Genomic DNA, 22,830 nt, shown 5'->3' on the forward strand with positions numbered 1-22,830 from the left:
CAGCCCACCACCGCCGCGGCGGTCAGGTCAAGCCTGCGCGCTCTCGGTGATCGCCGCGCGCAGGTCGGCGATCGGCGCCTTGGGCGTCCGGTCGGGCCAGGTGAGGCCGTTCTGCTCCTGCAGGGTGTCGGTGAGCTGCGTCCAGCACCAGCCGGCCAAACCCGAGTCGGGTCCCACGGCGTCCACCAGTGCGCTGACCCGTTCCACCAGCGCGGACGCCGAGCGCACGCGTCCGTACCCGCGCCACGCCGCCTGGTCGCTGTCCAGCGACACCCCGCCGAACTCGCTGAGCACCACCGGGGTGCCCTCCAGGGCCAGGGTGCGGCCCAGGCGGCGGGGCGCGCCGACGACCAGCCGGCGGGCACCCGGCCGGCGCCACGCGAGCGTCGCGGCGATCACGCCCGGCAGGTAGCGGCGCTTGAGCTTGGCCGGCTCGTGGGAGTAGTCGTGGACGCCGATGACGTCGCCGGTGACGTGCTCCCAGCCGTCGTTGCCGAGGGCGAGCCGCGTCGGGTCGAGCGCCTTGGCCAGGGCCTGCAGCGCGACGACGGCGTTCTGCTGCCGCAACTCGCGCGCCACGCGCGGGATGCCCCAGCTCTCGTTGAACGGCACCCACGCGATGAGGCTGGGGTGGTTGCGGTCGCGCGCCACCAGCTCGGTGAGGTTGGCCGTCGTCCGCTCCAGCGCGGCCGGCGTGAAGAGCTGGGCGGCCGGCAGGTCGGCCCACACGAGCAGGCCGAGCTCGTCGCAGGCGCGCAGGAACCGCGGGTCGGCCGACACCTGGTGCATCCGCAGCCCGTTGAAACCCAGGTCGGCGATGAGCTGCGCCTCGGCGCGCAGCGCCTCCAGGGAGGGGGCGGTGAACTGGGAGTCCGGCCAGTACGCCTGCTCGAGCACGAGCCGCAGGAACGTGGGCCGCTCGTTGATGCGGACGGCGCCGCGCACGGCCCGCACGGTGCGCAGGCCGGTGTAGGAGGCGACCTCGTCGGCCACCGCGCCGTCGCTGACCAGCTTCACGTCGACGTCGATGAGGCGCGGGTGCTCGGGCGTCCACAGCAACCGCTCGATGGGCACGGTGCGGGCGTCACCGAGCCGCACCTGGAACTCGACCTTCGGCCCGGTGGCCTGCAGCGTGATGCGGGCCAGCAGCACCCCGTCGTGGGTGAACGTCGCCTCCACGCTGTGCCTCCCGGACGCCCCGCGCGGCAGCCCGGCCAGCGCGATGCTGCCGGCCAGCGTGCCATCGGTGTCGAGCGGCGTCCAGGCGACCGACGCGATCCGCAGCGCCGGCACCTCCTCCAGCCACACGCTGCGCCAGATGCCGGAGCTGCGCCGGTACCAGATCACCTCCGGGTCGGCCGTCCAGGCCTGCTTGCCGCGCGGCAGCTCCAGGTCGCGCGCGTCGTCGGACGCCGCGACGACCAGGGTGTGGGTGTCGCTCTCGCCGTGGCCCAGCGCGTCGGTCACGTCGAGGGCGAACGGGGTGTACCCGCCAGCGTGGCCGCCGACGAGGTGGCCGTTGACCCACACGCGGGCGTCGTGGTCGACCCCCTCGAAGTGGAGCAGCACGCGGTGGCCGGGGGCGGGGTCGGCGGTGAACGTGCGCCGGTAGCGCGGCTCCTCACAGGTGTCGACGCCGAGGCCGGACGCCGCCGACTCGGGCGGGAACGGCACGACGATGCTCTGGTCGAACGTCAGGTCGGCGGGGTTGTCGCCGGGGGCGCCGGTGGTGAACTCCCAGTCGCCGTCCAGGCTGGCCCAGCCCGGTCGGGCCAGGGTGGGGCGGGGGTGGGAGCGGAGGAGGGACGCGCGGTCGTCGGCGTCGGCGGTGCTGCGCATGGTGCCGACCCTAGCCGCCCCGCACGTCCCGGTGGGCGAGCGTCGTCAGCGCGACGGCGAGCACGAGCAGGCCGGCCCCCACCCACCCGCTGGGCGCCAGCCGCTCGCCGAGCACCACGGTGGCCAGCACCGTCGCGGTGACCGGTTCGAGCAGCGAGACCAGCGCCCCGGTGGTGCTCGACTGGGTCCGCAGGCCGCGGAAATAGGCGAGGTACGCGACGGCCGACGGGACGAGGCCGAGCGCGAGCAGCCAGGCGAGGGCGGCGGGGGTGGGCGTGAACGCGATGCCGCCGGTGGCGGCGGCCACGCCCAGCACAGCGGTGCCGCCGGCGAGGAACGCGCCCGCGGTACCGGTCGCGTCGTCGTAGTCGGCCACTGGCCGGGCGCCCAGCAGGCTGATCGCGGCGAAGCTCGCGGACGCCAGCAGCGCCAGCGCCAGCCCGGTCAGGGTGCGGCCGGCGTCCGCCCCGGTGGGCGCGGGCGCGCCGGCCAACAGGGCCAGCCCGGCCAACGCGAGGGCGAGCGTGAGCCCCAGCCGCGCGGTGGGGCGCAGGTGGCCCGTGGCCGCCTCGACGGCGATGACGACCAGCGGCGTGGCGCCGATCACCACGAGGGTGGCGACCGCGACCCCGACGAACTCCAGCGCCGAGAAGAACCCGAACTGGAACAGCGCCGATGCGGCGGCGATGGCCGCCACCCGCCGCCAGCCGGCCCGGGTGCGGGGCCAGCGGGCGCTGCGGGTGGCCCAGACGAACGCGAGCACCAGCAGCCCGCCCACGAAGATGCGGTAGCCGGCGACGGCAAGGAAGGCCAAGCCCGTCTCGGCGCGGAGGAAGGTGCCGATCGTGCCCGAGGTGCCCCACGTGAGCCCGGCGAGGACGAGCCACCCGAGGCCGGGGGCAGGGGCGGAGCGCACGGCGCCCAGTCTCCCACGCGGCCGCCGTCCGGCCGCCCTACGCTGGCGGCATGGGATTCCTCCTCGTCGGCTGGGGTTACCGCTCGCGCGCCTGATGGGAGGCTGCCCGCGGCACCGGGGTGGAGTGCCTCGGCGTCGTCGTCCGGACGCCGCGGCCCACCCCTGCGCCCACGTTCACCTCGCTCGAAGACGCCCTCGCCGCCACCGGGGCGCGGTTCGTCGTCGCCTCGGTGGACGCCGCCGCCGCGCCCGACGTGGTCCGGGCCTGTGTGGCGGCCGGCGTCGGGGTGCTCACCGAGACCCCGCCCGCCGCCGACCCCGACCGCCTGCGCGCTCTGTGGGCCGACGTGGGCGCCAGCGACCTGGTCCAGGTGGCCGAGCAATACCCCCGCTACCCCTCCCACGCGGCCCGCCGGGCGCTGGTCGCGTCCGGGATCATCGGGACGCCGACCCAGGCCCAGGTGTCATCCACCCAGCTTCACCACGCCGCCGCGCTGATGCGGTTCCACCTCGGCGTCGCTCCCGGGCCGGCCACCGTGCGCGCCACCACGACCACCGCGCCGCTGCTGCAGCCCCTCACCCGCGCCGGCTGGACGGGCGCCACCGAGCCGGAGCCGGCCACCACGACGCACGCCGTGATCGACCTCAAGGACGGCCGCAGCGGTGTGTACGACTTCACCGACAACCAGACCCGCAACCTGCTCCGCGTCCGCCGCCTGGTCGTCCGCGGCACCCACGGCGAGCTGGACGGCGAGGACGTCGTCGCCTGGGGCGGCCCCGAGACGGTGCTCACCAGCCGCATTGAGCGGCGCCAGGCCGGCCACGACCTCGACATGTCCGGCTTCGCCACCCGCACGCTCGCTCACGGCGCCGACGTGCTGTGGCGCAACCCGTGGCCGGGCAAGGCCTGGTCCGACGACCAGCTCGCGACCGCCGACCTCCTCGCCGCGACGGCGCGCTGGGCCGACGGCGAGGGCAAGGAGCCCTACCCGCTGCGCGAGGGCTGCCAGGACGCGGCCATCGGCTTCGCCATCGAGCGCGCAGCGGCCGGCGGCGAGGCGGTGCGCCTCACCGACGAGCCGTGGTGGTGAGTCAGCTCAGCCGCAGCGTGGGCGTCGCCAACAACCCCGAGCGGACGCCCGCGTCGGCCTGGTCGAGGTCCTGCAACACGAACCGGCGCCCGTAGCGGCGCGTGACGGCGGCCACCGCCTCGGCGAGGTGGGTGTCGTCGGCCAGCGCGTGGGCCGAGGTGCTGGACACGACCAGCGTCAGCTCGTTGGCCCCCGCGCGCAGGGCGTCGGTGAGGTCGAGGCGGAACGGCGGGGCCCACAGGACGCCGCAGTCGGTGCCGTTGACCCGCACCTGCACCACCGCGCCGACCGGGGGCTCGACCGCGGCGCGGAACGACGGCAGCCCCGAGTCGCCGGCGAAGGCCCCGTCGCTGGGGGCCGACGAGCCGAAGTCCAGCTCGGCGCGCGCGGGCGCGGCGTCCAGCGCGACGGTCGCCGTGTAGGTCACGCTGCCGCAGAAGCGGGCGAGCGCGGGGTCGTCCTCCCACACGTGCGGCAGCGTGACGGCCCGCTCGCGCGCGGCGGGGCCGTGGACGCCGGCGCGCAGCGTCCAGTCGGCCAGCGTGAGCCGCGTGGCGGGCGCCGAGGAGCCCACCAGCACCGCGGCCTCGTAGGGGGCCAGCGCGAGGTCGGCGAACGGGGTCTGCCAGGTCGCGCTGACCCGGCCGGTGTGGGCGTCCCAGCGTTCCAGCCCGGGCGCGGCGTCCGGGGGCCGGACGCGGACGCGGCTCTCGTGGGGGCCCGTGTTGGCCACGAACCACACGTCGACGCCGTCGATCCGGCGGTGCACGGCGCCGACGTCCCCCTCGCCGCCCTCGATGCCCACGTCGGGATCGCCCACCAAGTCCGGATCCGCGACCACCTCCGCTGCCCGCACCACCCGGCTGCCGGCGGCGGCCCGCTCGGCAAGCCACGCCTCGGCGCGGGCGTCGGTGGTGCCGGCCACGACGATGACCGGGCGGGGGCGGGGGGCGGCGTCCAGCACGGCGTCGTCGACGAGCACGTAGTCGTGCCCCGCGGTGCGCAGGGCGGCGGTCAGCTCGACGCCGACGTGGCGGCGGACGGCGCGAAAGAGATCCAGCTCGGGGGCGAGCTGGGCGTACACGTCGTGCCCGGGCACGAACAGCGTCACCTCGCGCACGGGCTCGCCCTGGCGCAGCAGCCACCCCAGCCGCGCGAGGTAGCGCCACAGCGCGGGCGCGGCGGGCCACCAGGCGTTGCGGTCGTCGAGGGCGCCGGAGGCGTAGAAGATCCAGCCCAGGCCGGGGGCGTCCGCGGGGGAGTGCGGCCAGCCGTGGCCGACGATGTGGTTGACGCCGGCCAGCAGGTGCTCGTGGGCCTCGCTGGCCAGATCGAGCGGGGTGGCGCGGAACGACGGGCTGTTCACCCACGTCCACGCCTCGGCGGACACCACCGGCGTGCCGCGCTCGTGGGCCGCCGAGCTGGCCCACTTCGCCGACGTCAGCTCCCGCCAGCCCCAGCCCTCGCCCTCGATCATCGCGACGTCGCGGTAGCTGGAGACCGACGCCGGTGGCACCCCGTAGCCCTGCAGCCGGAACGCGACGCCGCGATCATCGGCCCAGGCGCACACCACGTCGACGAAGTGCTCCTCGTACAGCTCGGTGAGGGTGCGGTGGACGTCGGCACGGAACGCGTCGCTGCCGGGGGTGTCCACCACCAGCTCGGCCAGCCGGGGCACCAACGCATAGCCCCGCCGGGCGGCGAACTCGGCCGGCAGCGCGGGCGTCCAGTTCGCGTCGTAGACCTCGAGGCTGTCGCAGAACACCGCGCCCAGCAGGCTCGCATCGACGGCGTCGAGCAGCACGTCGCCCACGGCGCGCAGGTGGGTGCGGACGGCCTCGGCGTCGTAGTGGTCGAGCACCGGACCCTCCGCACCGGCCGCGGCGCGCTTGACGTTCTGGCCGGTCCGCCGGGTGGTGGCGAGCAGGAGCTGGCGCGGGCCGGGGGTGTCGGGCACGTCGAGGTGGCCGTCGACCACCGGCAGGTGGACCGGCGTGGCCGGCCCCTCCAGCGGGAGGACGTACCCGCCGACGACGTCGTCCCCGGGGAACGTGGGCGAGACGGGGACGCGGTGGGCGCCGGGCGGCAGCAGCCGGCGCTCCCACACCAGCGTGCGGGCGGCGAGGTCGTCGGTGATGTGGGGGCCGCCGAACGACCAGCCGCTGCCCAGCGTGAGATCCATGCGCAGCCCCAGCGCGGCGCCGAAGCGGACGGCGTGGTCGAGCGCGGCCAGGAAGCGGGGGGAGAGGAAGGGGGCCTCCTCCTCGAGCACCCGCATCGGGTAGACGAAGGCGATCTCGGCGCCGCCCAGGCCGGCCTCGGCCATCGCGGTCAGGTCGCGCTCGACCCCCTCGGTGGTGATGTCGGGCCCGAACCACCACCAGCGCATCATCGGTGCTGCGGCGCGCGGCGGGTCGGCGAACCCCGCGCGCAGGGCGGCGAGGCCGGGCGATTCAGGCGTCAGGGGTGCCACCTCGCCCAGCTTAGGAGGCGGCTACTCTCGCGGGGTGAGGATCGCCACCTGGAACGTGAACTCGGCCAAACAGCGCGCGCCGCGGCTGCTGGCGTGGCTGGAGCAGCGGCGTCCGGACGTGGTCTGCCTGCAGGAGACCAAGCTCACCGACGCCGCGTTCGCCGACCTCTTCGCGGCCGAACTGGACGCGCTGGGCTACGCGTTCGCCAGCCACGGGCAGGGGCAGTGGAATGGCGTGGCGCTGCTCTCGCGGGTGGGGCTGGACGCCGTGGAGCGCGGCTTCGCAGACCAGCCCGACTTCGCCACCGCAGAGGCCCGTGCGATCAGCGCGACGTGCGGCGGCGTCCGCGTGCACAGCCTCTATGTGCCGAACGGACGCGAGCCGGACTCCGACCACTACCGCTACAAGCTCGCCTGGCTGGCGGCGCTGCGGGACGCCGTGGCCGCCGGACCGGCCGACGTGGCGCTCTGCGGCGACCTCAACATCGCGCCCACCGACGCCGACGTCTTCGACCCGGCCGCCTTCGTGGGCCACACCCACGTGACGCCGCCGGAGCGGGCGGCCCTCGGCGCGCTCCTCGACCTCGGGCTGACCGACGTCGTGCGGGAGCGCTGGCCCGACGAGCGCGTGTTCTCCTACTGGGACTACCGCGCCGGCATGTTCCACAAGAACCGCGGCATGCGGATCGACCTGGTGCTCGCGTCGGCAGGGGTGGCCGGACGCGTCGCGGCGGCCTGGATCGACCGGGAGGCCCGCAAGGGCACCGGCCCGAGCGACCACGCGCCCGTGATGGTGGATCTCGACGACGCCCCCGACGGCGACCTCGGCCCGATGGTGCCGCCGCCGTCGGCGCGCTGAGGCGTCCGGCTCAGATGTCGAAGCCGGCCTCGCCGGCGTGCAGGGCGTCGGCGATGGCCCGGATCTCGGCCGGCCCCACCCGGCAGCAGCCGCCGACCAGGCGGGCGCCGGCGTCCACCCACCCCCGCACGAGGGCCGGGTCGAAGGCGGACGCCCCCACCCAGGCGCGGGCGGTGGCGTCCCACTGCTGCCCGGAGTTCGGGTAGGCGACGCCCGGACGGACGGCGACGGCCTGCTCGACGACGCCCAGCACCTCGCCGGGCGCGGAGCAGTTGACGCCCACGGCCAGCACGTGGGGCGCATCGGCGGCCAGGGCGAACGCCTCGGCCACGGACTCCCCGGAGCGCAGCCGGCCGTTCGCGACCGTCACGGACAGCCAAGCCGGGATGCCGAGCTGTGCGGTCTCAGCGAGGACGGCCTCCACCTCGGCCAGGCAGGGCAGGGTCTCCAGGGCGAGGACGTCGGGCTCGGCGTCGGCCAGCACGGCCAGCCGCGGGCGGTGGAAGTCGCGGAGCTCGGTGACCGTCAGCCCGTAGTCGCCGCGGTACTCCGAGCCGTCGGCGAGCACGGCGCCGTAGGGCCCGACGGACGCCGCCACCCAGCCACCGCGCTGCGCCTCGTCGCGCGCCGTGCGGGCGAGCTTCACCGAGCGCCGCAGCATGCGGTTGGCCTCGGTGCGGTCGAGCCCCAGCGCGGCGAACCCGTCGTGGGACGCCTGGTAGGACGCCGCCGTCGCCACCTGCGCGCCGGCCTCGAAGTAGGCGGCGTGGGCGGCGACGATCGCGCCGGGGTCGTCGATGAGCAGCCGGGCCGACCACAGCGCCGAGCCGAGGTCGTGGCCCCGGGCCTCCAACAGGGTGGCCAGCCCGCCGTCGAGGATGACGGGGCCGTCGGCGAGGGCGCGGGAGAGCGGTCCGTGGGTCATGACGCCACGGTATCGGCCGCGAACGTGGCCTCCACGGCGACGGCGCCCTCGATGTCGTTGACCACCAGCGGGCTCGGGCCGTCGGGCGCACCGCCGGAGAGCATCACGGCTCTCCCGTAGGGCACCGGCCCGTGGTCGGGGCGCGGGTCGCGGAACGACACCGGCCGCACCGCGCCGGCGCCGGCGGCCTCGGCGATCACCGTGGCCCGCCGGCGCGCGTCGGCGACCGCCGCGGCGAGGGCGGCGTCCTCCAACTCCGCGCGGGTGGCGTCGCTGAGTTCCCAGTCGACGCCGTTGAGCTGGCAGGCGTCGCGCAGGGCCCACGCCGACACGAAGGCGGCCAGGGCGGGCAGGTCGGCGAACCGGGCGCGCACAGTCACCGACGCGGAGTGCCGCGGCGCGAGCGGCGCGCCGTCGGGGTCGTACGGGCGCCACGACGAGGTGGTCATCGCTCCGACGGTGTGCCAGGTGACCGGGCCGCCCGGGCCGGCCAGCCCGGCGAGTTCCTCGGCCAGCTCGCGGGCCAACGCCGACACGGTGTCGGCGGCCTCGCGGGCGGCGGGGGCCTCCGCGACCAGGCCGAGGGACACCAGCCCGGTCTCGGGCGGGACGCGATAGCTGTGGCGCCCGGTGACGGTGATCTCCATCAGTCGGTCACCTGGCTCTGCGGCGCCCGGTAGCGCAGGTCGGCGTAGTCGGGGTGCTGGTCCAGCCACGCCGTCACGAACGAGCACGTCGACAGCACGGGCATGCCTTGGCTGCGGACGTGGTCGAGCGTCGCCTGCACGAGGCGGCCGCCGATGCCCTGGCCCTCCCACTCTGGGTCCACGTGGGTGTGGGTGAAGACGATCAGCTCGGCGGTCTCCTGGTAGGCGGCCCAGCCGATCACCTTGCGCCCCGAGCGCATCTCGAAGCGCTCCCGCTCCTCGTTGTCGACGACCTCAAGCTCCATGCCCGCCAGCGTAGCCACGCCCGACCTGCCAGACTGCCCGCATGGCACTGCCCGCGTCGCTCGAGGGTCGCCTCCGCCTGCCGGTGGTGGCGGCGCCAATGTTCCTCGTCTCCGGCCCCGACCTCGTCGTGGCGTGCTGCCGCGCGGGCGTCCTGGGCAGCTTCCCGGCGCTCAACCAGCGCACGACGGCCGGCCTGGACGACTGGCTCACGCAGATCGAGGACGCCCTGGGCCCGGGCGACGCCCCCCACGGCGTCAACCTCGTGGTGCACTCCTCGAACCGGCGCCTGGCCGACGACCTGGCCGTGATTGCCGCTCACCGGGTGCCGGTCGTGTTCACCTCGCTCGGGGCGGCCACGGAGGTGGTCGCGGCGGTGCACGCCTACGGCGGGGTGGTGTTCCACGACGTCACGAACGCCCGCCACGCGGCCAAGGCGGCGGACGCCGGCGTCGACGGCCTGGTGTGCGTCGCGGCCGGGGCCGGGGGGCACGCCGGCGCGGTCAACCCGTTCGCGCTGCTCGCCGAGGTGCGGCGTGTCTTCTCCGGCACGCTGCTGCTCGCCGGCGGCCTCGGCACCGGCGCCGACGTGCTGGCCGCCCGCGCGATGGGTGCCGACCTGGCCCACCTCGGCACCCGCTTCATCGCCACCGCCGAGTCGATGGCCTCCGACGCCTACCGGCAGATGCTCGTCGCGGCCGGCGCCGAGGACGTGGTGCTGACGCCCGGGGTCAGCACCGTGCCGGCGAACTTCCTGCGCGCGAGCCTCGTCGCGGCCGGTCTCGACCCGGACGCCCTGCCCACTCCCGAGCGCCCCGACCTCACCCACCTGACCGACCCCACCCCCGACGACGCCAAGGCCTGGCGCGACATCTGGTCGGCCGGACAGGGCGTGGCGGGCATCGACGACGTGCCGAGCGTCGCCGAGCTCGTCACTCGGCTGGAGCTCGAGTACGACGCCGCGCTGGCGCGACTGGCGTCCGGCTGAGGGCGCTCAGGCGTCCAGCAGGTGGCGTTCGAGGGCGGCCTGGTCGGCGTCGGTCCAGCCCAACGGGGTGAGCGCGGCGCGGACGCTGCCGTGGGTGCGCGTCAGGTGGTCGAGGATCGCGAGCATCGGCTCGGGGGTGGGGCGGACGGCGTCCGGGTCGATCCGGCCGCCTGCCTCGGCCTCGTAGGTCGGGTCCTTCCACAGGTTCGCGATGACGTCGACGATGGCGTCCGCGGTGCGCGCGTAGTCGGCGGCGATGACGTCGTCGGCGACCCCGACCAGGGCGAGGGCCAGGGCGACCGTGAAGCCCGTCCGGTCGCGCCCGACGGCGCAGTGCACGAGCGCCGCGCCCTCGGCGCCGGCGATCGCGCGCAGGGCGGCGATCACCGAGTCCGGGCGCATGGCAAGGAACATGAGGTACCCGTCGGCGTGCTCGTTGCCGGTGACCGGCGTCACCTTCAGCTCGTTGTCGACCCAGGGCAACGCCTGGTCGAGCACGTCGGCGTCGTCGTCGGCCGCGGTGGGGAAGTAGCTGAGGTGGTGGTAGGCCACCCCCGCGCGCTCGGCGAACGGGGAGGGGGAGCCGTTCACCTCGAAGTCCGTCCGCAGGTCGATGACGTCGCTCAGACCCTGCTCGACCAGCGCGTCCAGCGCGGCCGGCGTGAGCAGCGTCTGGTTCTCCGAGCGCCACAGCCGCCCCGGTTGCACCGTCGCTCCGGTGCCGGTGGGCGTGCCGCCCAGGTCACGCAGGTTCAGCAGGCCGTCGACGCGCAGGGTCATGGTTCCAGCCTAGAGGTGAGGGCGATCACGACGAGCTGCGCCCGATCCCGGGCGCCAAGCTTCAGCAGGATGTGGCTCACGTGGGTGCGGGCGGTCGCCTTGCTGATGAACAGGCGCGTGGCGATTTCGTCGTTGTTCAGCCCCTCGGCGACGAGGGCGAGCACCTCCCGCTCGCGGTCGGTCAGCTCCGCGAGGCCCGGGTGCGCGCGGGGAGCCGGGGGCGTGCGTCGCGTGTGCGCGAATTGAGCGATCACCCGACGCGTGACGGTCGGCGACAGCAGGCTCTCCCCGGACGCGGCAGCCCGGACGGCGCGCAGGATGTCGTCGGCATCGGCGTCCTTGACGATGAAACCCGAGGCGCCAGCCTCCAGGGCGGCGAACACGTACTCGTCCAGCTCGAAGGTGGTGAGCATGACGACCTTGGTGGCCGTCAGGGCGGGGTCTGCCGTCACGGCGCGCAGTGCGGTCAGGCCGTCGGTGCCCGGCATCCGGATGTCCATGAGGACGACGTCGGGAGCCAGCTCCCGGACGACGGCCACAGCGGCGTCACCGTCTCCGGCCTCGCCCACCACGGTGAGACCGGGCTCGGAGGTGATGAGGGCGCGCAGACCCATCCGCACGAGGGGCTGGTCGTCGACGATCAGGACGCGGATGTCGGTCATGGCTCCTCCGGGGACGGGGACGGGAACGGTGTGGGATCGGGCAGCGTCGCGGTGAGGCAGAACCGATCCGGGCCGGGGGTGACGGCCAGGCGTCCGCCCACGGCTTCGACCCGGCTCCGCATGCCGCTCAGCCCCCCGCCCTCGGTGATCGCGCCCGCAGCGCGATCGTTGGCGACGGTGACGCGCAGTGCCCCCGCCCCCCGGGTCAGGGTCACCCGGACCGCCGAGCCGGGGGCGTGTCGAATGGCGTTGGTGAGTGACTCCTGGACGACGCGGTGGGCGACGGTCTGGACGGCCGCGGTCAGGCCGGAGGCGTCCGGGACGGGGTCGAGTTCGACCCGGACGCCGCCGGCGCGGACGTCCGCCACGAGGGAGGCGATGGTGTCGAGGGTGGGGGCCGGGGTGAGCACGGCGTCCGCGGTGCGGAACACGTCGAGGGCCGCGCGCAGTTCGGCCAGGGCGTCCCGGCTGGAGCCGCGGATGGCCTCGAGCGACAGGCGTGCCTGGGCGGGGTCGGTGTCGAGGACGCGGAGGGCGACGGCCGACTGGAGCGAGATCATCGACAGCGAGTGCCCGACGATGTCGTGGATGTCATGGACGACGCGGAGGCGCTCCTCGTGGGCGGCGCGCTGCAGCTCGCCCGCGCGGGCGGCCGCAGCCGCGCGCAGACGCGCCATGCGCAGCGCAGCAAAGGCTGCGGGGACCAGCGTCAGCGTCGTGGTGGTCACCACCGACCAGACCACGCGCAGATCTGTCAGGCCGAGCCACGCCTGGTTCCACGCGGGCGACCACAGCGCCACGGGCAGGGCCAGCAGCCACAGCCACAGCCGGCGCGGGGGGAGATGATGGACCAGGCCGACGGCGACGAACATGCCGGGCAGCACCAGCGCGGGCGCGTCGCCGCCCGCCAGACCGTGAGCCACCATGCCGAGGAGGGTCAGGCCGTACCCGAGGCGCGGCCGGACGCGCGCGACCAGCAGCCCGGCCACGATGATCGTGACGGTGGCGGCGACGAGCGGCGTGAGAGGCTTCGCCTCGATCGGGAGGCCCCCGGTGCTCCAGGGCGGGGCATCGCCCGGCGTCCCTGCCAGCCCGGCGAAGCGCCAGCCCGCCAGCAGCACGAGGGCAGAGGCGGCGGCGCGCGCCGCCGTGCCCACCCACGCGCGAGCCGCCATGCCTCGAGCGTAGGGCGTGGCGGGGACGCGTGTCGTGGGCTGAGGTGCGTAGCGCCACGTACGCACGCGGACGTATGAGGCCCCACCTGGATTCATCGCAGCGGCCGATGTGCAGGCTGTGGCGTGACGGTGGAATGGAGCCCATGGAAATCACACTCACCGGCCTCCCCCTGGCAGGCTTCGTTCTCTTTGGCCACCCGATCGGCATTGTCGTCTGGCCGTTCCTCTTCACGGTCCTCGCCGTCGTGATCGCCCTGCGCATTCTGCGCAGGCACGGTCGCCTCGACGCGGTGCGTCCGATCCATCCCGAAGCCGAAGCCCTCGCCGCTCTGCGGGGTCGGCTGGCCGCCGGCGACGTCACCGTCGAGGAGTTCCTCAGCCGGTCTGCCGTCCTGCGCGAGGATTCCTTGACCGTCGCGCACGCCGCACCCGAGCGCGTCCTGGCCCATCGGCTCGCCGATGGCGCTCTGGCGCCCGAGGAGTACCTCGAGCGGCTGTCGGTGCTCCGGGACCGATGACTCGCGACTGGGCAGCGGCTCCCGGGGTTGGGCGTTAGCCTTGGAGCGCCCAGCACCCACGAGGAGGACGCGTGAAGCCCACCCTGCCCGTCATCGACGACGTCTCGACCGTTCCCGTGGGGGACATGCCGGGCGACAAGGTGCACATCACGGAGGGGCACGTGCGCGGGGCGCAGGCGATCTTCCCGGTGTTGTGGGACCAGCTGACCCCGCTGCTCGCCGACGGCGGCAAGGCGGTCGTGGCCGTCCACGGCGGGTCGGGCGTCGGCAAGTCTGAGACCGGCTCGCTGCTGGCGCACTACCTCAACCACAACGGCGTCGGCGCCTACATCCTCTCCGGCGACAACTACCCGCGCCGCGTCCCGGCGGCCAACGACGCCGAGCGGCTGCGCCAGTTCCGCAACGGGGCGGTGCAGGGGCTCGTGAAGTCCGGGCAGTACAACCCGCAGGTGCGCCAGGAGCTGGCGGACCTGCAGGCGGCGGGGCTGGACGCCGACGCCGGCCAGGTGGCCGAGCACCCGTGGCTCGCGGCCTACCTCGACGCCGGACGCCGCACGCTGGCGTCCTACCTCGGCAGCAAGCGCGAGATCGACTTCGAGGAGGTCAACGGCATCCTCGCCGCGTTCAAGGCGGGCGAGCCGGTGCTGACGCTCAAGCGGATGGGCCGCGAGGAGGGCGACCTCTGGTACGACCTCGTCGACGTCTCCGACGTCCGCGTGCTCGTCGTGGAGTGGACGCACGGCAACAACGAACTCGTCGAGGGCGTCGACATTCCGATCCTGCTCAACAGCACCCCGGAGGAAACGCTGGCGCACCGCCGTTCCCGTGCCCGCGACGGCGCGGTCGACAGCCCGTTCACCTCGCTGGTGCTCGCGCTGGAGCAGGCCAAGCTGCACGCGCAGTCATCCCGGGCCAAGATCATCCTGGCCAAGTCTGGCGAGCTCATCGACCACGCGGCCTACCTGCGCCGCATGGGCAACGCGGGCCCGGACGCCGGCCCGATGCTGAACGCGTACCCCGACAGCCTCGGCGGCACGCTGGGCGACCTCGTCGACTTCCTCCGCGCGCCGGCCCTGACCGACGTGTTCAGCTCGGCCTACCTGTTGCCGAGCGTGTTCAACACCGACCTCGACCGGGGCTTCTCGGTCATCAGCTACGACCTGAGCGACGTGTACGCCACCCCGGCCGACCTCGCCGCGCTCTCGGAGCTCGGCATCGACCTGAAGTTCGACTTCATCCTCAACCACGCCTCGGTGCTGTCACCGCAGTTCCAGGACATCCTGGCCCGCGGCGAGGCGTCCGAGTACGCCGATTTCTTCATCGACTGGAACGCGTTCTGGGCCGGCCACGGGGAGATGACGCCGGAGGGCTACATCCAGCCCGATCCGGAGCTCATCAAGGACATGTTCTTCCGTAAACCGGGCCTGCCGATCCTGATGGTGCGCCTGCCCGACGGCACGGAGAAGCCCTACTGGAACACGTTCTACCAGCACGTCTCCTACCCCCGGCTCGACGCGCAGGACCTCATGGCAGCCGCCGGCCTGCAGTACGGCGCGGCCCTCCTCGCCGCCGCCCGCGTCAACGCGGCCCTCGACGCCGGCGCGCGGCCGGCGTCCGCCGATTTCACCGGGTTGGCCCACGCGGCCGACGCCGTGGTGGACGCCTACGAATCCCGCCGCCGGTACCTCGGCCAGATGGACCTGAACATCCGCTCGGAGAAGGTGTGGGACTTCTACGCCGACACCCTCGCCCGGCTGGCCGGCTACGGCGCGACGATCGTCCGGCTGGACGCCTTCGCCTACGCCCCGAAGGAGCCGGGGGCGACGAACTTCCTCAACGACCCGGGCACGTGGGAGCTGCTGGACCGCGTCAAGGGGCTCGCTGACCGCCACGGCGTCTCGCTGCTGCCCGAGATCCACTCCCGCTATGAGGAGCGCATCCACGAGACCCTCGCCGAGAAGGGGTTCATGACCTATGACTTCTTCCTGCCCGGCCTGCTGATCGACGCCTTCGACCGCCGCGACACCACCGTGCTGCGCCGCTGGATCGGCGAGATGCTCGACCGCGGCATCGTCACGGTGAACATGCTCGGCTGCCACGACGGCATCCCGCTGCTCGACCTCAAGGGCCTGCTCAGCGACGAGCGCATCGAGGCGGTCATCGAGACGGTGAAGGGCCGCGGGGGCCGCGTCAAGGATCTGCACGGCGCGAAGAACATCTACTACCAGGTCAACGCCACCTACTACTCGGCGCTCGGTGCCGACGACGCCCGCATGGTGCTGGCCCGCGCGATCCAGCTGTTCATGCCCGGCAAGCCGCAGGTCTGGTACCTCGACCTCTTCGCGGGGGAGAACGACATCGCGGCGGTCGAGACGCTCGGCCAGGATGCCCACAAGGAGATCAACCGGACGAACCTGTCCTACAGCGACATCGTCGACGGCCTCGGCAGGCCCGTCGTGCGCGACCAGCTGACCCTGCTGCGCTTCCGCAACACCAGCCCGGCCTTCGGCTTCGACGCGACGTGTTCGGTGGCCGACACCGACCCCGACAAGCTCTCGATCACCTGGACCCGCGCGGGCCACACGGCGGTGCTGGACGCCAACCTCTCCGCGGGCACGTTCACCGTCCACGCCACGGACGCCGACGGCGCCGAGACGTTCCGCCACACGCAGGCCTGAGGCACACCGGGGTCGATAGTCGAGGGTGGAACGGGGGGTGGACAAAGCCCACCTGCCGTCACTAGCTTGAGCGCCAGGCCGTCTCTGTCGCGACCCTCGCAGCACCGTCGACCACGTCCGGGTCAACCGTCAGGAGCTTCCTGACGGTCTCACCAACGTGGAGGTGTGGCCGTGAGCCTGGTCGACAAGAGCCATGAGGCCCAGCCGTCGAAGGCTGAGCTGACGATGTCCAAGGGCTGGGTGCAGGGCGTCGCCCTCGTCCTGGTCTTCGGTTTCATGGTCATGGGCGTGCTCGCCTACCGGACCTACACCGACTCCATGCCCCAACCCGACCGCGTCGTCAGTGCGACCGGTGAGGTGGTGTTCACCGGCGAGGAGATCACGGCCGGCCAGCAACTCTTCCTCCGACGCGGGCTGCAGCAGTACGGCTCGGTGATGGGCCACGGCGCCTACCTGGGGCCGGACTACACCGCCGAGTACCTGCGGCTGGCCGCCGACCACGTCCGCGGGGAGCTGGAGGCCCAGGGCGTGCCGGACCCCACGAGCGCGACCGCCGAGCTCATGCGCACCAACCGCTACGACGCCGCCACCGGCGTCCTGACCTACACCCCGGAACAGATTTCGGCGTTCGAGGAGATCACGGCCCACTACGCCGAGTTCTTCGGCGAGCCCAGCACGCGGTACGGGCTGTTGCCGAGCGTCATCACCGACCCGCAGCAGATCCACGAGCTCACGGCGTTCTTCAGTTGGACGGCGTGGGCCAGCGCCGCGCAGCGCGAGGGCCACGACTACTCCTACACTAACAACTGGCCCTCCGAGCCGCGGGTCAACAACACCCCGACCGCCGACATCCTGGTCTGGTCCGGCATCTCGTTGGTCGCGCTGCTCGGCGGCCTCGGCGCGCTGTTCGCCCTCTACGGACGCTGGAGCCGCAAGATCGGTTGGCACAGCGCCGAGACGCCCTCCCTGCGCTTCCTGCAGCCCGGGGCCGTGGGCATCACGAAGGCGCAGCGCTCCACCGCGTGGTTCTTCCTCGTCGTCGCACTGCTGTTCGCGATCCAGACGACGTTGGGGGCGGCGATCGAGCACTACCGCGCCGACCTGTCCACCTTCTTCGGGATCGACCTGGCGCGCATCCTGCCGTTCAACCTGGCACGCACGTGGCACCTGCAGCTCTCCCTGCTGTGGACCGCGGCGGCCTTCCTCGCGGCAGCCATCTTCCTCGCGCCGATCATCTCCGGACGCGAACCGAAGCGGCAGCACTGGCTGAGCTTCGGGCTCCTCGGCGCCCTGGCGCTCGTCGTCGGCGGCACCTTGGTGAGCACCGCGATCAGCGCGTACGGCCCGCAGTGGGCGGCGGGCTCGATCTTCTTCGACCAGCAGTGGGAGTACCTCGACCTGCCGCGGTTCTGGCAGATCCTGCTCGTGGTCGGCCTGTTCCTGTGGATCATCATCATCTACCGGGCCATCCGGTCGCGGCTGCGCACCGAATCGAAGTTCAACATGCCGTGGCTCTTCTTCTACGCCGGCCTCGCGATTCCGGCGTTCTATGCCGTCGGTCTGCTGGCCACCACCGAAACCCATCTGACCGTCGCCGAGTTCTGGCGCTTCTGGGTGGTCCACCTCTGGGTCGAGGACTTCCTGGAGCTGTTCACCACCGTCATGGTTGCCTACATCTTCGTCATGCTCGGCGTCGTGCGCCGCACCATCGCGATCCAGATCATCTTCCTCGACATCATCTTGTACTCCGTCGGTGGCGTGATCGGCACCATGCACCACTTGTACTTCTCCGGCACCCCGGTGGAGCACATGGCCCTCGGCGCCTTCTTCTCCGCTCTGGAGGTCATCCCTTTGACGTTCCTGACCGTGGAGGCCTGGACGTTCCTGCAGTTGGGCTCCAGCCAGGAGTCGCGCTCGAGCGCACCGTTCCCACACCGCTGGTCGGTCATGTTCCTCGTTGCCGTGGGCTTCTGGAACTTCGTGGGTGCCGGTGTCTTCGGCTTCCTGATCAACCTGCCGATCGTCTCCTACTACCAGATCGGCACAGCGCTCACGGCGAACCATGCCCACGGGGCCATGATGGGCGTCTACGGCATGCTGGCTGTCGGCCTCGCGCTGTTCGCGCTGCGCTACATCATTCCGCCAGACCGGTGGCCGGAGCGGCTCGCCAAGATCTCGTTCTGGTCGCTCAACCTCGGGTTGGCGTGGATGGTGTTCGCCACGTTGGCGCCGCTGGGCGTCCTGCAGTTGTGGCAGTCGGTGAACACCGGCTACTACGAGGCGCGGACGCTCGGCTACATCGCCCAGCCCGGCAACGCCATCCTCGAGTGGATGCGCCTGCCCGGCGACGTCGTGTTCCTCGTCGGCGGAGTCCTGCCGTTCCTGTGGATCTGCTGGCTCGGAGTCCGCCACGCGCTGCCTGCCACCGTGACCCGGATGGAACCGGAGACGCTGTTCGTCGCCGAGCACGACGAGGCCCGCGAGGACCGCACGGGATTCAGGGAGCCGGGGCAATGACCGCGATCGAGATCGCCGCCTGGCTGGGTGCGGGGTACGGCGTCGTCCTGCTGCTCGTGGCACACGGGATCGACCGGCTCGCGCAGCGCTCGCACAACGCGCTCGAGAGGCACCGCACCGGCGGGTTCGTCTATCACGAGAGCCACGACGCCTGGCTGTGTCCGGAGGACCAGTGGCTCTACCCCAAGTCATTCGACCCGGAGAACCGGGTGATGCGTTACCGAGGGTTGCCCCTGGTGTGCAACGCCTGCCCGGTCAAGGAGACCTGTACGGCGTCGGACGCCGGCCGGGAGATCAAGCGCCCGGTGGACACGTGGCCGGCGTCGGAGTCGGCCCGCTTCCATCGGGGCATCGCGTGCTCGGTGACCGTGTTGGCCGTGCTGTTCCCGGTGGTCACTGCCCTCACCGTGTCCACGTGGCCGAGCCAAGCGCTGGCGCTCGGCACAGCGGTGTTGGTGGCCATTGGATCACTGCCGCTGTGGTCGCACCTGCGTCACACCCCGGTCGACCCCCACGGCGTCTTCGTGCAGAGCCTGGACGACGTCGTCGCCGAGCGCGCCGCCGCGGCCGCTGCCGCCGCTCGCAAACGCTCCCACTACGCCTCGGACCGAAGGGCCACGCATGAATCCTGAGACCATCCTCATCCTGGTGGCCGTGTTGCTCGTCCTCACGCTCGTGGTGGCGTCCGTCCGGGTCATCCGCGAGTACGAGCGCGCCGTGACGTTCCGGCTGGGAAGGCTTCGGGGGCCGCTGGGCCCGGGCCCCATCCTCGTGCTTCCGTTCCTGGACAAGCTGGTGCGCGTCGACCTGCGTGTGGTGACGCTAACGATTCCGCCGCAGGAGGTGATCACGAAGGACAACGTCACAGCGCGCGTCAACGCCGTGGTGATGTTCAAGGTGGTCGACCCAATCCTGTCGGTGATGTCGGTGGAGAACCATGCGATCGCCACGTCACAGTTCGCGCAGACCACCCTCCGCTCGGTCGTCGGTCGCGCCGACCTCGACACCCTGCTCGCACACCGCGCCGACCTCAACGAAGACCTGGCCCATTCGATCGCCCAGCAGGCCCAGGAGTGGGGTGTCGAGGTACCCGTCGTCGAGATCAAGGACGTGGAGATCCCGGAGATCATGCAGCGGGCGATGGCGCGGGAGGCGGAGGCCGAGCGGGAACGGCGCGCCAAGGTCATCAGCGCCCGCGGTGAGCTACAGGCGTCCCAGGAGCTCCGTGACGCCGCGCTCACCTTGAGCGAGGCGCCGGCATCCCTGCAGTTGCGTTACCTGCAGACGCTGCTCGAGCTGGGCGCGGACCAGAACTCCACGGTCGTCTTCCCGCTGCCCATGGACATCATCGGGCCGCTGCTGGGCACGCTCAACCGCCTGGCCGCACCGGAGGAGCCGGTGGACGGGCCCCACACCAAACCCGGGCTGGCCATCGTGGACCGCCCCCGCGAAGGAGGAGCGCGATGACCGAGGAGACACTCGAGATCCCGGCCGGCCGGCCCGTGCGGTTGGTGCCGACACCGCCGGGCTTCTGGATGACGGTGCTGGGCGCGGTGACAGCCGGGTTGGCGCCGCTGTTCGGCTTCCTGATCGGCACCATCGTCAGCGGCACCGAGACCGACTTCTTCCTCCAACCTCTTTACTGGGGACTGTTCCTGGGGGTGGTCGTGGGCGGGATCGGCGTGCTGGTCGCCGCTCTGGGCGCCCGACGGTGGTGGCTGCACTCCCGGGCGGCGCGTGACGCGGAAGGGGGCGTGGGATGACAGACTCCGTCGTCGCGACCCCCTCGACCACCGGGCCTGCCGGTTCTGTGTCGTTCCGGTCGACCGCCGTGACCGACCGCGCCATGCGTGCCGTGCTGGGTGTCCGCACCCCGGACCCGCGTGCCGGCGGCGGCGCCCACCGCGCCTTCCGGATCTCGGTGGTGGTGTCGGCCGTCCGCTGCCTGATCACCTATGTGATGGTGCCCGTGCTCGTCCCGATCCTGAGCCTGTCGGGGTGGGTGGCGGCGCCGATCGGGATAGCGCTGTGTGGCTATGCCGTCGTCAATGGCGTCATCAGCCTGCGCCGATTCTGGCGTGCCGACCACCCGCACCGCTGGCTCTACACGGCGTTCATGGGGGTCGTGTTCGTCATTCTCACGATGGCCCTGGTGTCCGATCTCGGTCGGTTGGGGGGCAACGGATGAGCGAGCACCTGGACCAGACCGCAGTGACGCCGGAGGAGCCGCTGACATCCGAGGAGGACGGACCGTCACCCAGCGAGCTGGAGAGCCTGCTGCTGAGCGTCGCGCTGTTCGGCGGCCTCATCCTCTTCTCGGTCGGCTGCACCGTGCTCAACTGGTTCGGCTGAGCGCCCGTCCGGCTCAGTCCTCGTCGGCTCCCGGCCAGCGGCGGTTCGCCAGATCGGCGATCATGGCCACGTTGAGCATGTTCACCGCGCGGTCCAGGGCGGCCGCGTCGATGCCCTCGACGGTGGCCAGGTGCGGTTTCGTGGGCGGGCCGTCCGGCTGCTCGGCCACCCGGGAGGCCACCTCGTAGAGACGGGCGGTGAGGGCGTCCGACAGCATGGATCGGCGCTTGCCGCGTTCCGAGAGCTCGACCGCATACCCCTCGTGGGCGTCGATCACGGTCGGGTCCTCGGACTCGAGCATGACGCTGGTGGAGCGCATGAGCTGCAGCCCGCGGTCCAGGTCGCCCTCGCCGAAGTCGGCGACCGCGGCGCGGAGGAGGTCGTTGTGGGGCCGCTCCACCTGTTCGGCCAGCAGGAACAGGTGGGCGGCCAGCAACCGCTCCTTGCTGCGCTGGTGGAACTCCCGGGGGGTGAGCAGGGTCATCTCGCGGTCGGTGGCCGACATGGCCGTCGAGTCGAGGATCCCGCGCCCCGTGCGCTCGGGGGAGGCGAGGGAGTCCCGCAGGGGGATGGAGCGGATCAGGAGGGTGGCCACCAGCGCCACCGCGGCCAGCCCGGGCAGCAACAGGTAGACGCTGTGCATGGCGTCGGCGAGCGAGCGGTGCAGCACGTCCACCACGGCCGGGTGGAGGCCGGCCAGCTGACTGGGGTTGAGCACCGCGTTCGGGTCGATGCCGCCCGCGGGGACGTTGGCCGCCGCCTCCGGCGTCATGTGGCTGCCCAGACCGGCCAGCAGCTGTTGGGTCATCATCGTGCCCGCGACGGCCGTGGCCAGGGTGTTGCCGATGTTGCGGAAGAACTGCAGGGACGCCGTCGCCGGGCCCAGGTCGCGCCGCTGGACGGCGTTCTGGACGGCCAGGGTGTAGATCTGGAACGACATGCCGATGCCGATGCCGAACACGGTGGTGATGGCGGTGAGCTCCAGCTGGCTGGAGTGGGCGTCCAACAGGAGCAGCAGCCCGCTGGCGACCACCACGATCGCGGTCCCGCCCACCGCGAAGACCTTGTACCGGCCGGTGCGGGTGGTGAGCAGGCCGATCACGATGCCGATGCCGAAGACGGCGAGGTTCATCGGCATGAGGATGAGTCCGGACGCCGTCGCGGACACCCCGAGCACGCCCTGGGCGTACACGGGGGTGTAGATGAGCAGCACGATCAGCACCATGTTGAGGAAGAAGGAGGCGATGACCGACCAGGTGAAGATCGCGTTGCCGAACAGGTGCATCGGCACGATCGGCTCGGCCGCGCGCCGCTCGATGAACACGAACCAGGTGAGCAGCGCCAAGCCGGCGGCGATCAGGCCGAGCACGACCGGGTCCAGCCAGCCGAGCGTGCCGCCGAACGTGATGCCGAGCAGGGCGGAGGTGACGCCCAGCGACATGGTGGTGATGCCCGCGTGGTCGACGGTGCGGGGGATCGACAGCTCCGGCACGTGGAGGAACCGGATGATGATCACCATCGCGATCAGCCCCACCGGCAGGTTGACGTAGAACAGCCACCGCCACGACGAGGCGTCCGTGATGGCGCCACCGATGAGCGGGCCGGCGACCTGCGCGGCGCCCATCATGGCACCCATGTAGCCCTGGTACTTGCCGCGCTGGCGGGCCGGGATGATGTCGCCCAGGATGGTCTGGGACAGCGGCATCAGGATGCCCATGCCGATGCCCTGCACGGCACGACTGAACACGAGGAACCAGAAGTTCATCGCCAGCCCCGACAGCACCGAGCCACCCATGAACACCAGGAGACCGATGATGTAGAAGCGCCGGCGTCCGAACATGTCGGCGAGCTTCCCGCTGATGGGGGTGATGATGGCGCTCACCAGCATGACGATCGTGGAGAGCCAGGCGTAGTACGGCAGACCGCCCAGGTCGGCCACGATGCGCGGGATCGCGGGGCCGATGATGGTCTGGCTGATCGACGACGTGAACATGCCGATCAACAGGCCGAAGTAGATCCAGCGGACGCGGGCGAAATCGAACTCCGCCGGTGGAGGGGCTTGGGACACGTCGGGTCAGGCTACTCCCGGGCGGGGTGCCGACGCGGC

Annotated in this window: 21 protein-coding genes; 11 read left to right on the plus strand and 10 right to left on the minus strand. The window is 72.5% G+C overall.

What is annotated here, in order from left to right; genetic code table 11:
* Positions 1-27: 27 nt before the first annotated feature.
* Both IFY26_RS01630 and IFY26_RS01635 read right to left on the minus strand, forming a co-directional pair.
* Entirely contained in the window at positions 28-1,839 is a 1,812-nt protein-coding gene (locus IFY26_RS01630; protein WP_232547261.1) for a sugar-binding domain-containing protein, read from the minus strand.
* Between the two features lie 10 nt (positions 1,840-1,849).
* Positions 1,850-2,755, minus strand: coding sequence for a DMT family transporter (locus IFY26_RS01635; RefSeq protein ID WP_232547262.1), 906 nt, complete (start codon positions 2,753-2,755; stop codon positions 1,850-1,852).
* Positions 2,756-2,874: 119 nt separating this feature from the next.
* Here IFY26_RS01635 and IFY26_RS01640 point away from each other — a divergent pair, with 119 nt between their 5' ends.
* The gene (locus IFY26_RS01640) at positions 2,875-3,846 is read left to right on the plus strand and encodes a Gfo/Idh/MocA family oxidoreductase (RefSeq protein WP_232547263.1); all 972 of its coding nucleotides are present in this window, start codon (positions 2,875-2,877) and stop codon (positions 3,844-3,846) included.
* 1 nt (position 3,847) lies between these two features.
* On the opposite strand, the gene IFY26_RS01645 is transcribed toward IFY26_RS01640, so the two are convergent.
* Positions 3,848-6,319 carry a glycosyl hydrolase gene (locus IFY26_RS01645; RefSeq protein ID WP_232547264.1) on the minus strand — a complete coding sequence of 824 codons (2,472 nt, stop codon included), beginning with the start codon at positions 6,317-6,319 and terminating at the stop codon, positions 3,848-3,850.
* Between the two features lie 34 nt (positions 6,320-6,353).
* On the opposite strand from IFY26_RS01645, the gene IFY26_RS01650 reads away from it, so the two are divergent.
* Positions 6,354-7,178, plus strand: coding sequence for an exodeoxyribonuclease III (locus IFY26_RS01650; protein WP_232547265.1), 825 nt, complete (start codon positions 6,354-6,356; stop codon positions 7,176-7,178).
* A gap of 10 nt (positions 7,179-7,188) precedes the next feature.
* Here IFY26_RS01650 and mmuM read toward each other — a convergent pair whose 3' ends face one another.
* Genes mmuM through IFY26_RS01665 form a run of 3 tightly spaced genes read right to left on the minus strand, consistent with a single transcriptional unit; the run spans position 7,189 to position 9,055 of the window.
* Positions 7,189-8,103 (minus strand): homocysteine S-methyltransferase, encoded by a 915-nt coding sequence (mmuM, locus tag IFY26_RS01655; protein WP_232547266.1) that lies wholly within the window; start codon positions 8,101-8,103, stop codon positions 7,189-7,191.
* On the minus strand, positions 8,100-8,750 hold the full coding sequence (locus IFY26_RS01660; RefSeq protein ID WP_232547267.1) for an SIMPL domain-containing protein: 651 nt from the start codon (positions 8,748-8,750) through the stop codon (positions 8,100-8,102). Before IFY26_RS01660 ends, mmuM begins: the two co-directional genes overlap by 4 nt.
* Positions 8,750-9,055: a GNAT family N-acetyltransferase gene (locus IFY26_RS01665; RefSeq protein WP_232547268.1), complete on the minus strand. Its 306-nt coding sequence runs from the start codon at positions 9,053-9,055 to the stop codon at positions 8,750-8,752. The genes IFY26_RS01660 and IFY26_RS01665 overlap by 1 nt, the downstream gene beginning before the upstream one ends.
* Before the next feature lie 41 nt (positions 9,056-9,096).
* Between IFY26_RS01665 and IFY26_RS01670 the strand changes: the two genes are divergently transcribed.
* Entirely contained in the window at positions 9,097-10,041 is a 945-nt protein-coding gene (locus tag IFY26_RS01670; RefSeq protein WP_232547269.1) for an NAD(P)H-dependent flavin oxidoreductase, read from the plus strand.
* A 6-nt stretch (positions 10,042-10,047) separates the two neighbouring features.
* Here IFY26_RS01670 and IFY26_RS01675 read toward each other — a convergent pair whose 3' ends face one another.
* The 3 genes from IFY26_RS01675 to IFY26_RS01685 are packed head-to-tail and all read right to left on the minus strand — an operon-like array spanning position 10,048 to position 12,658.
* On the minus strand, positions 10,048-10,821 hold the full coding sequence (locus tag IFY26_RS01675; RefSeq protein WP_232547270.1) for a tyrosine-protein phosphatase: 774 nt from the start codon (positions 10,819-10,821) through the stop codon (positions 10,048-10,050).
* Positions 10,818-11,483, minus strand: coding sequence for a response regulator (locus IFY26_RS01680; RefSeq protein ID WP_232547271.1), 666 nt, complete (start codon positions 11,481-11,483; stop codon positions 10,818-10,820). The genes IFY26_RS01675 and IFY26_RS01680 overlap by 4 nt, the downstream gene beginning before the upstream one ends.
* Positions 11,480-12,658 (minus strand): sensor histidine kinase, encoded by a 1,179-nt coding sequence (locus IFY26_RS01685; protein ID WP_232547272.1) that lies wholly within the window; start codon positions 12,656-12,658, stop codon positions 11,480-11,482. Before IFY26_RS01685 ends, IFY26_RS01680 begins: the two co-directional genes overlap by 4 nt.
* Positions 12,659-12,801: 143 nt before the next feature.
* On the opposite strand from IFY26_RS01685, the gene IFY26_RS01690 reads away from it, so the two are divergent.
* The 8 genes from IFY26_RS01690 to IFY26_RS01725 all read left to right on the plus strand — a co-directional run bounded on the left by IFY26_RS01690 (position 12,802) and on the right by IFY26_RS01725 (position 20,723).
* Positions 12,802-13,176: an SHOCT domain-containing protein gene (locus IFY26_RS01690; protein WP_232547273.1), complete on the plus strand. Its 375-nt coding sequence runs from the start codon at positions 12,802-12,804 to the stop codon at positions 13,174-13,176.
* 71 nt (positions 13,177-13,247) lie between these two features.
* Positions 13,248-15,854: an alpha-amylase family protein gene (locus tag IFY26_RS01695; protein ID WP_232547274.1), complete on the plus strand. Its 2,607-nt coding sequence runs from the start codon at positions 13,248-13,250 to the stop codon at positions 15,852-15,854.
* Positions 15,855-16,079: 225 nt separating this feature from the next.
* On the plus strand, positions 16,080-18,371 hold the full coding sequence (locus IFY26_RS01700) for a nitric-oxide reductase large subunit (RefSeq protein ID WP_332836133.1): 2,292 nt from the start codon (positions 16,080-16,082) through the stop codon (positions 18,369-18,371).
* Positions 18,368-19,003, plus strand: coding sequence for a hypothetical protein (locus tag IFY26_RS01705; RefSeq protein ID WP_232547275.1), 636 nt, complete (start codon positions 18,368-18,370; stop codon positions 19,001-19,003). The genes IFY26_RS01700 and IFY26_RS01705 overlap by 4 nt, the downstream gene beginning before the upstream one ends.
* Positions 18,993-19,838: an SPFH domain-containing protein gene (locus IFY26_RS01710; RefSeq protein WP_232547276.1), complete on the plus strand. Its 846-nt coding sequence runs from the start codon at positions 18,993-18,995 to the stop codon at positions 19,836-19,838. Before IFY26_RS01705 ends, IFY26_RS01710 begins: the two co-directional genes overlap by 11 nt.
* Entirely contained in the window at positions 19,835-20,134 is a 300-nt protein-coding gene (locus IFY26_RS01715) for a hypothetical protein (RefSeq protein ID WP_232547277.1), read from the plus strand. The genes IFY26_RS01710 and IFY26_RS01715 overlap by 4 nt, the downstream gene beginning before the upstream one ends.
* Positions 20,131-20,559 (plus strand): hypothetical protein, encoded by a 429-nt coding sequence (locus tag IFY26_RS01720; protein ID WP_232547278.1) that lies wholly within the window; start codon positions 20,131-20,133, stop codon positions 20,557-20,559. The genes IFY26_RS01715 and IFY26_RS01720 overlap by 4 nt, the downstream gene beginning before the upstream one ends.
* Positions 20,556-20,723 (plus strand): hypothetical protein, encoded by a 168-nt coding sequence (locus IFY26_RS01725; RefSeq protein ID WP_232547279.1) that lies wholly within the window; start codon positions 20,556-20,558, stop codon positions 20,721-20,723. Before IFY26_RS01720 ends, IFY26_RS01725 begins: the two co-directional genes overlap by 4 nt.
* 13 nt (positions 20,724-20,736) lie before the next feature.
* Here the strand turns inward: IFY26_RS01725 and IFY26_RS01730 are convergent, their stop codons facing one another.
* Positions 20,737-22,791: an MDR family MFS transporter gene (locus IFY26_RS01730; RefSeq protein WP_232547280.1), complete on the minus strand. Its 2,055-nt coding sequence runs from the start codon at positions 22,789-22,791 to the stop codon at positions 20,737-20,739.
* Positions 22,792-22,830: the final 39 nt, after the last annotated feature.

The sequence above is a fragment of the Propioniciclava soli genome (genome assembly GCF_014858005.1).
Lineage (GTDB): Bacteria > Actinomycetota > Actinomycetes > Propionibacteriales > Propionibacteriaceae > Propioniciclava > Propioniciclava soli.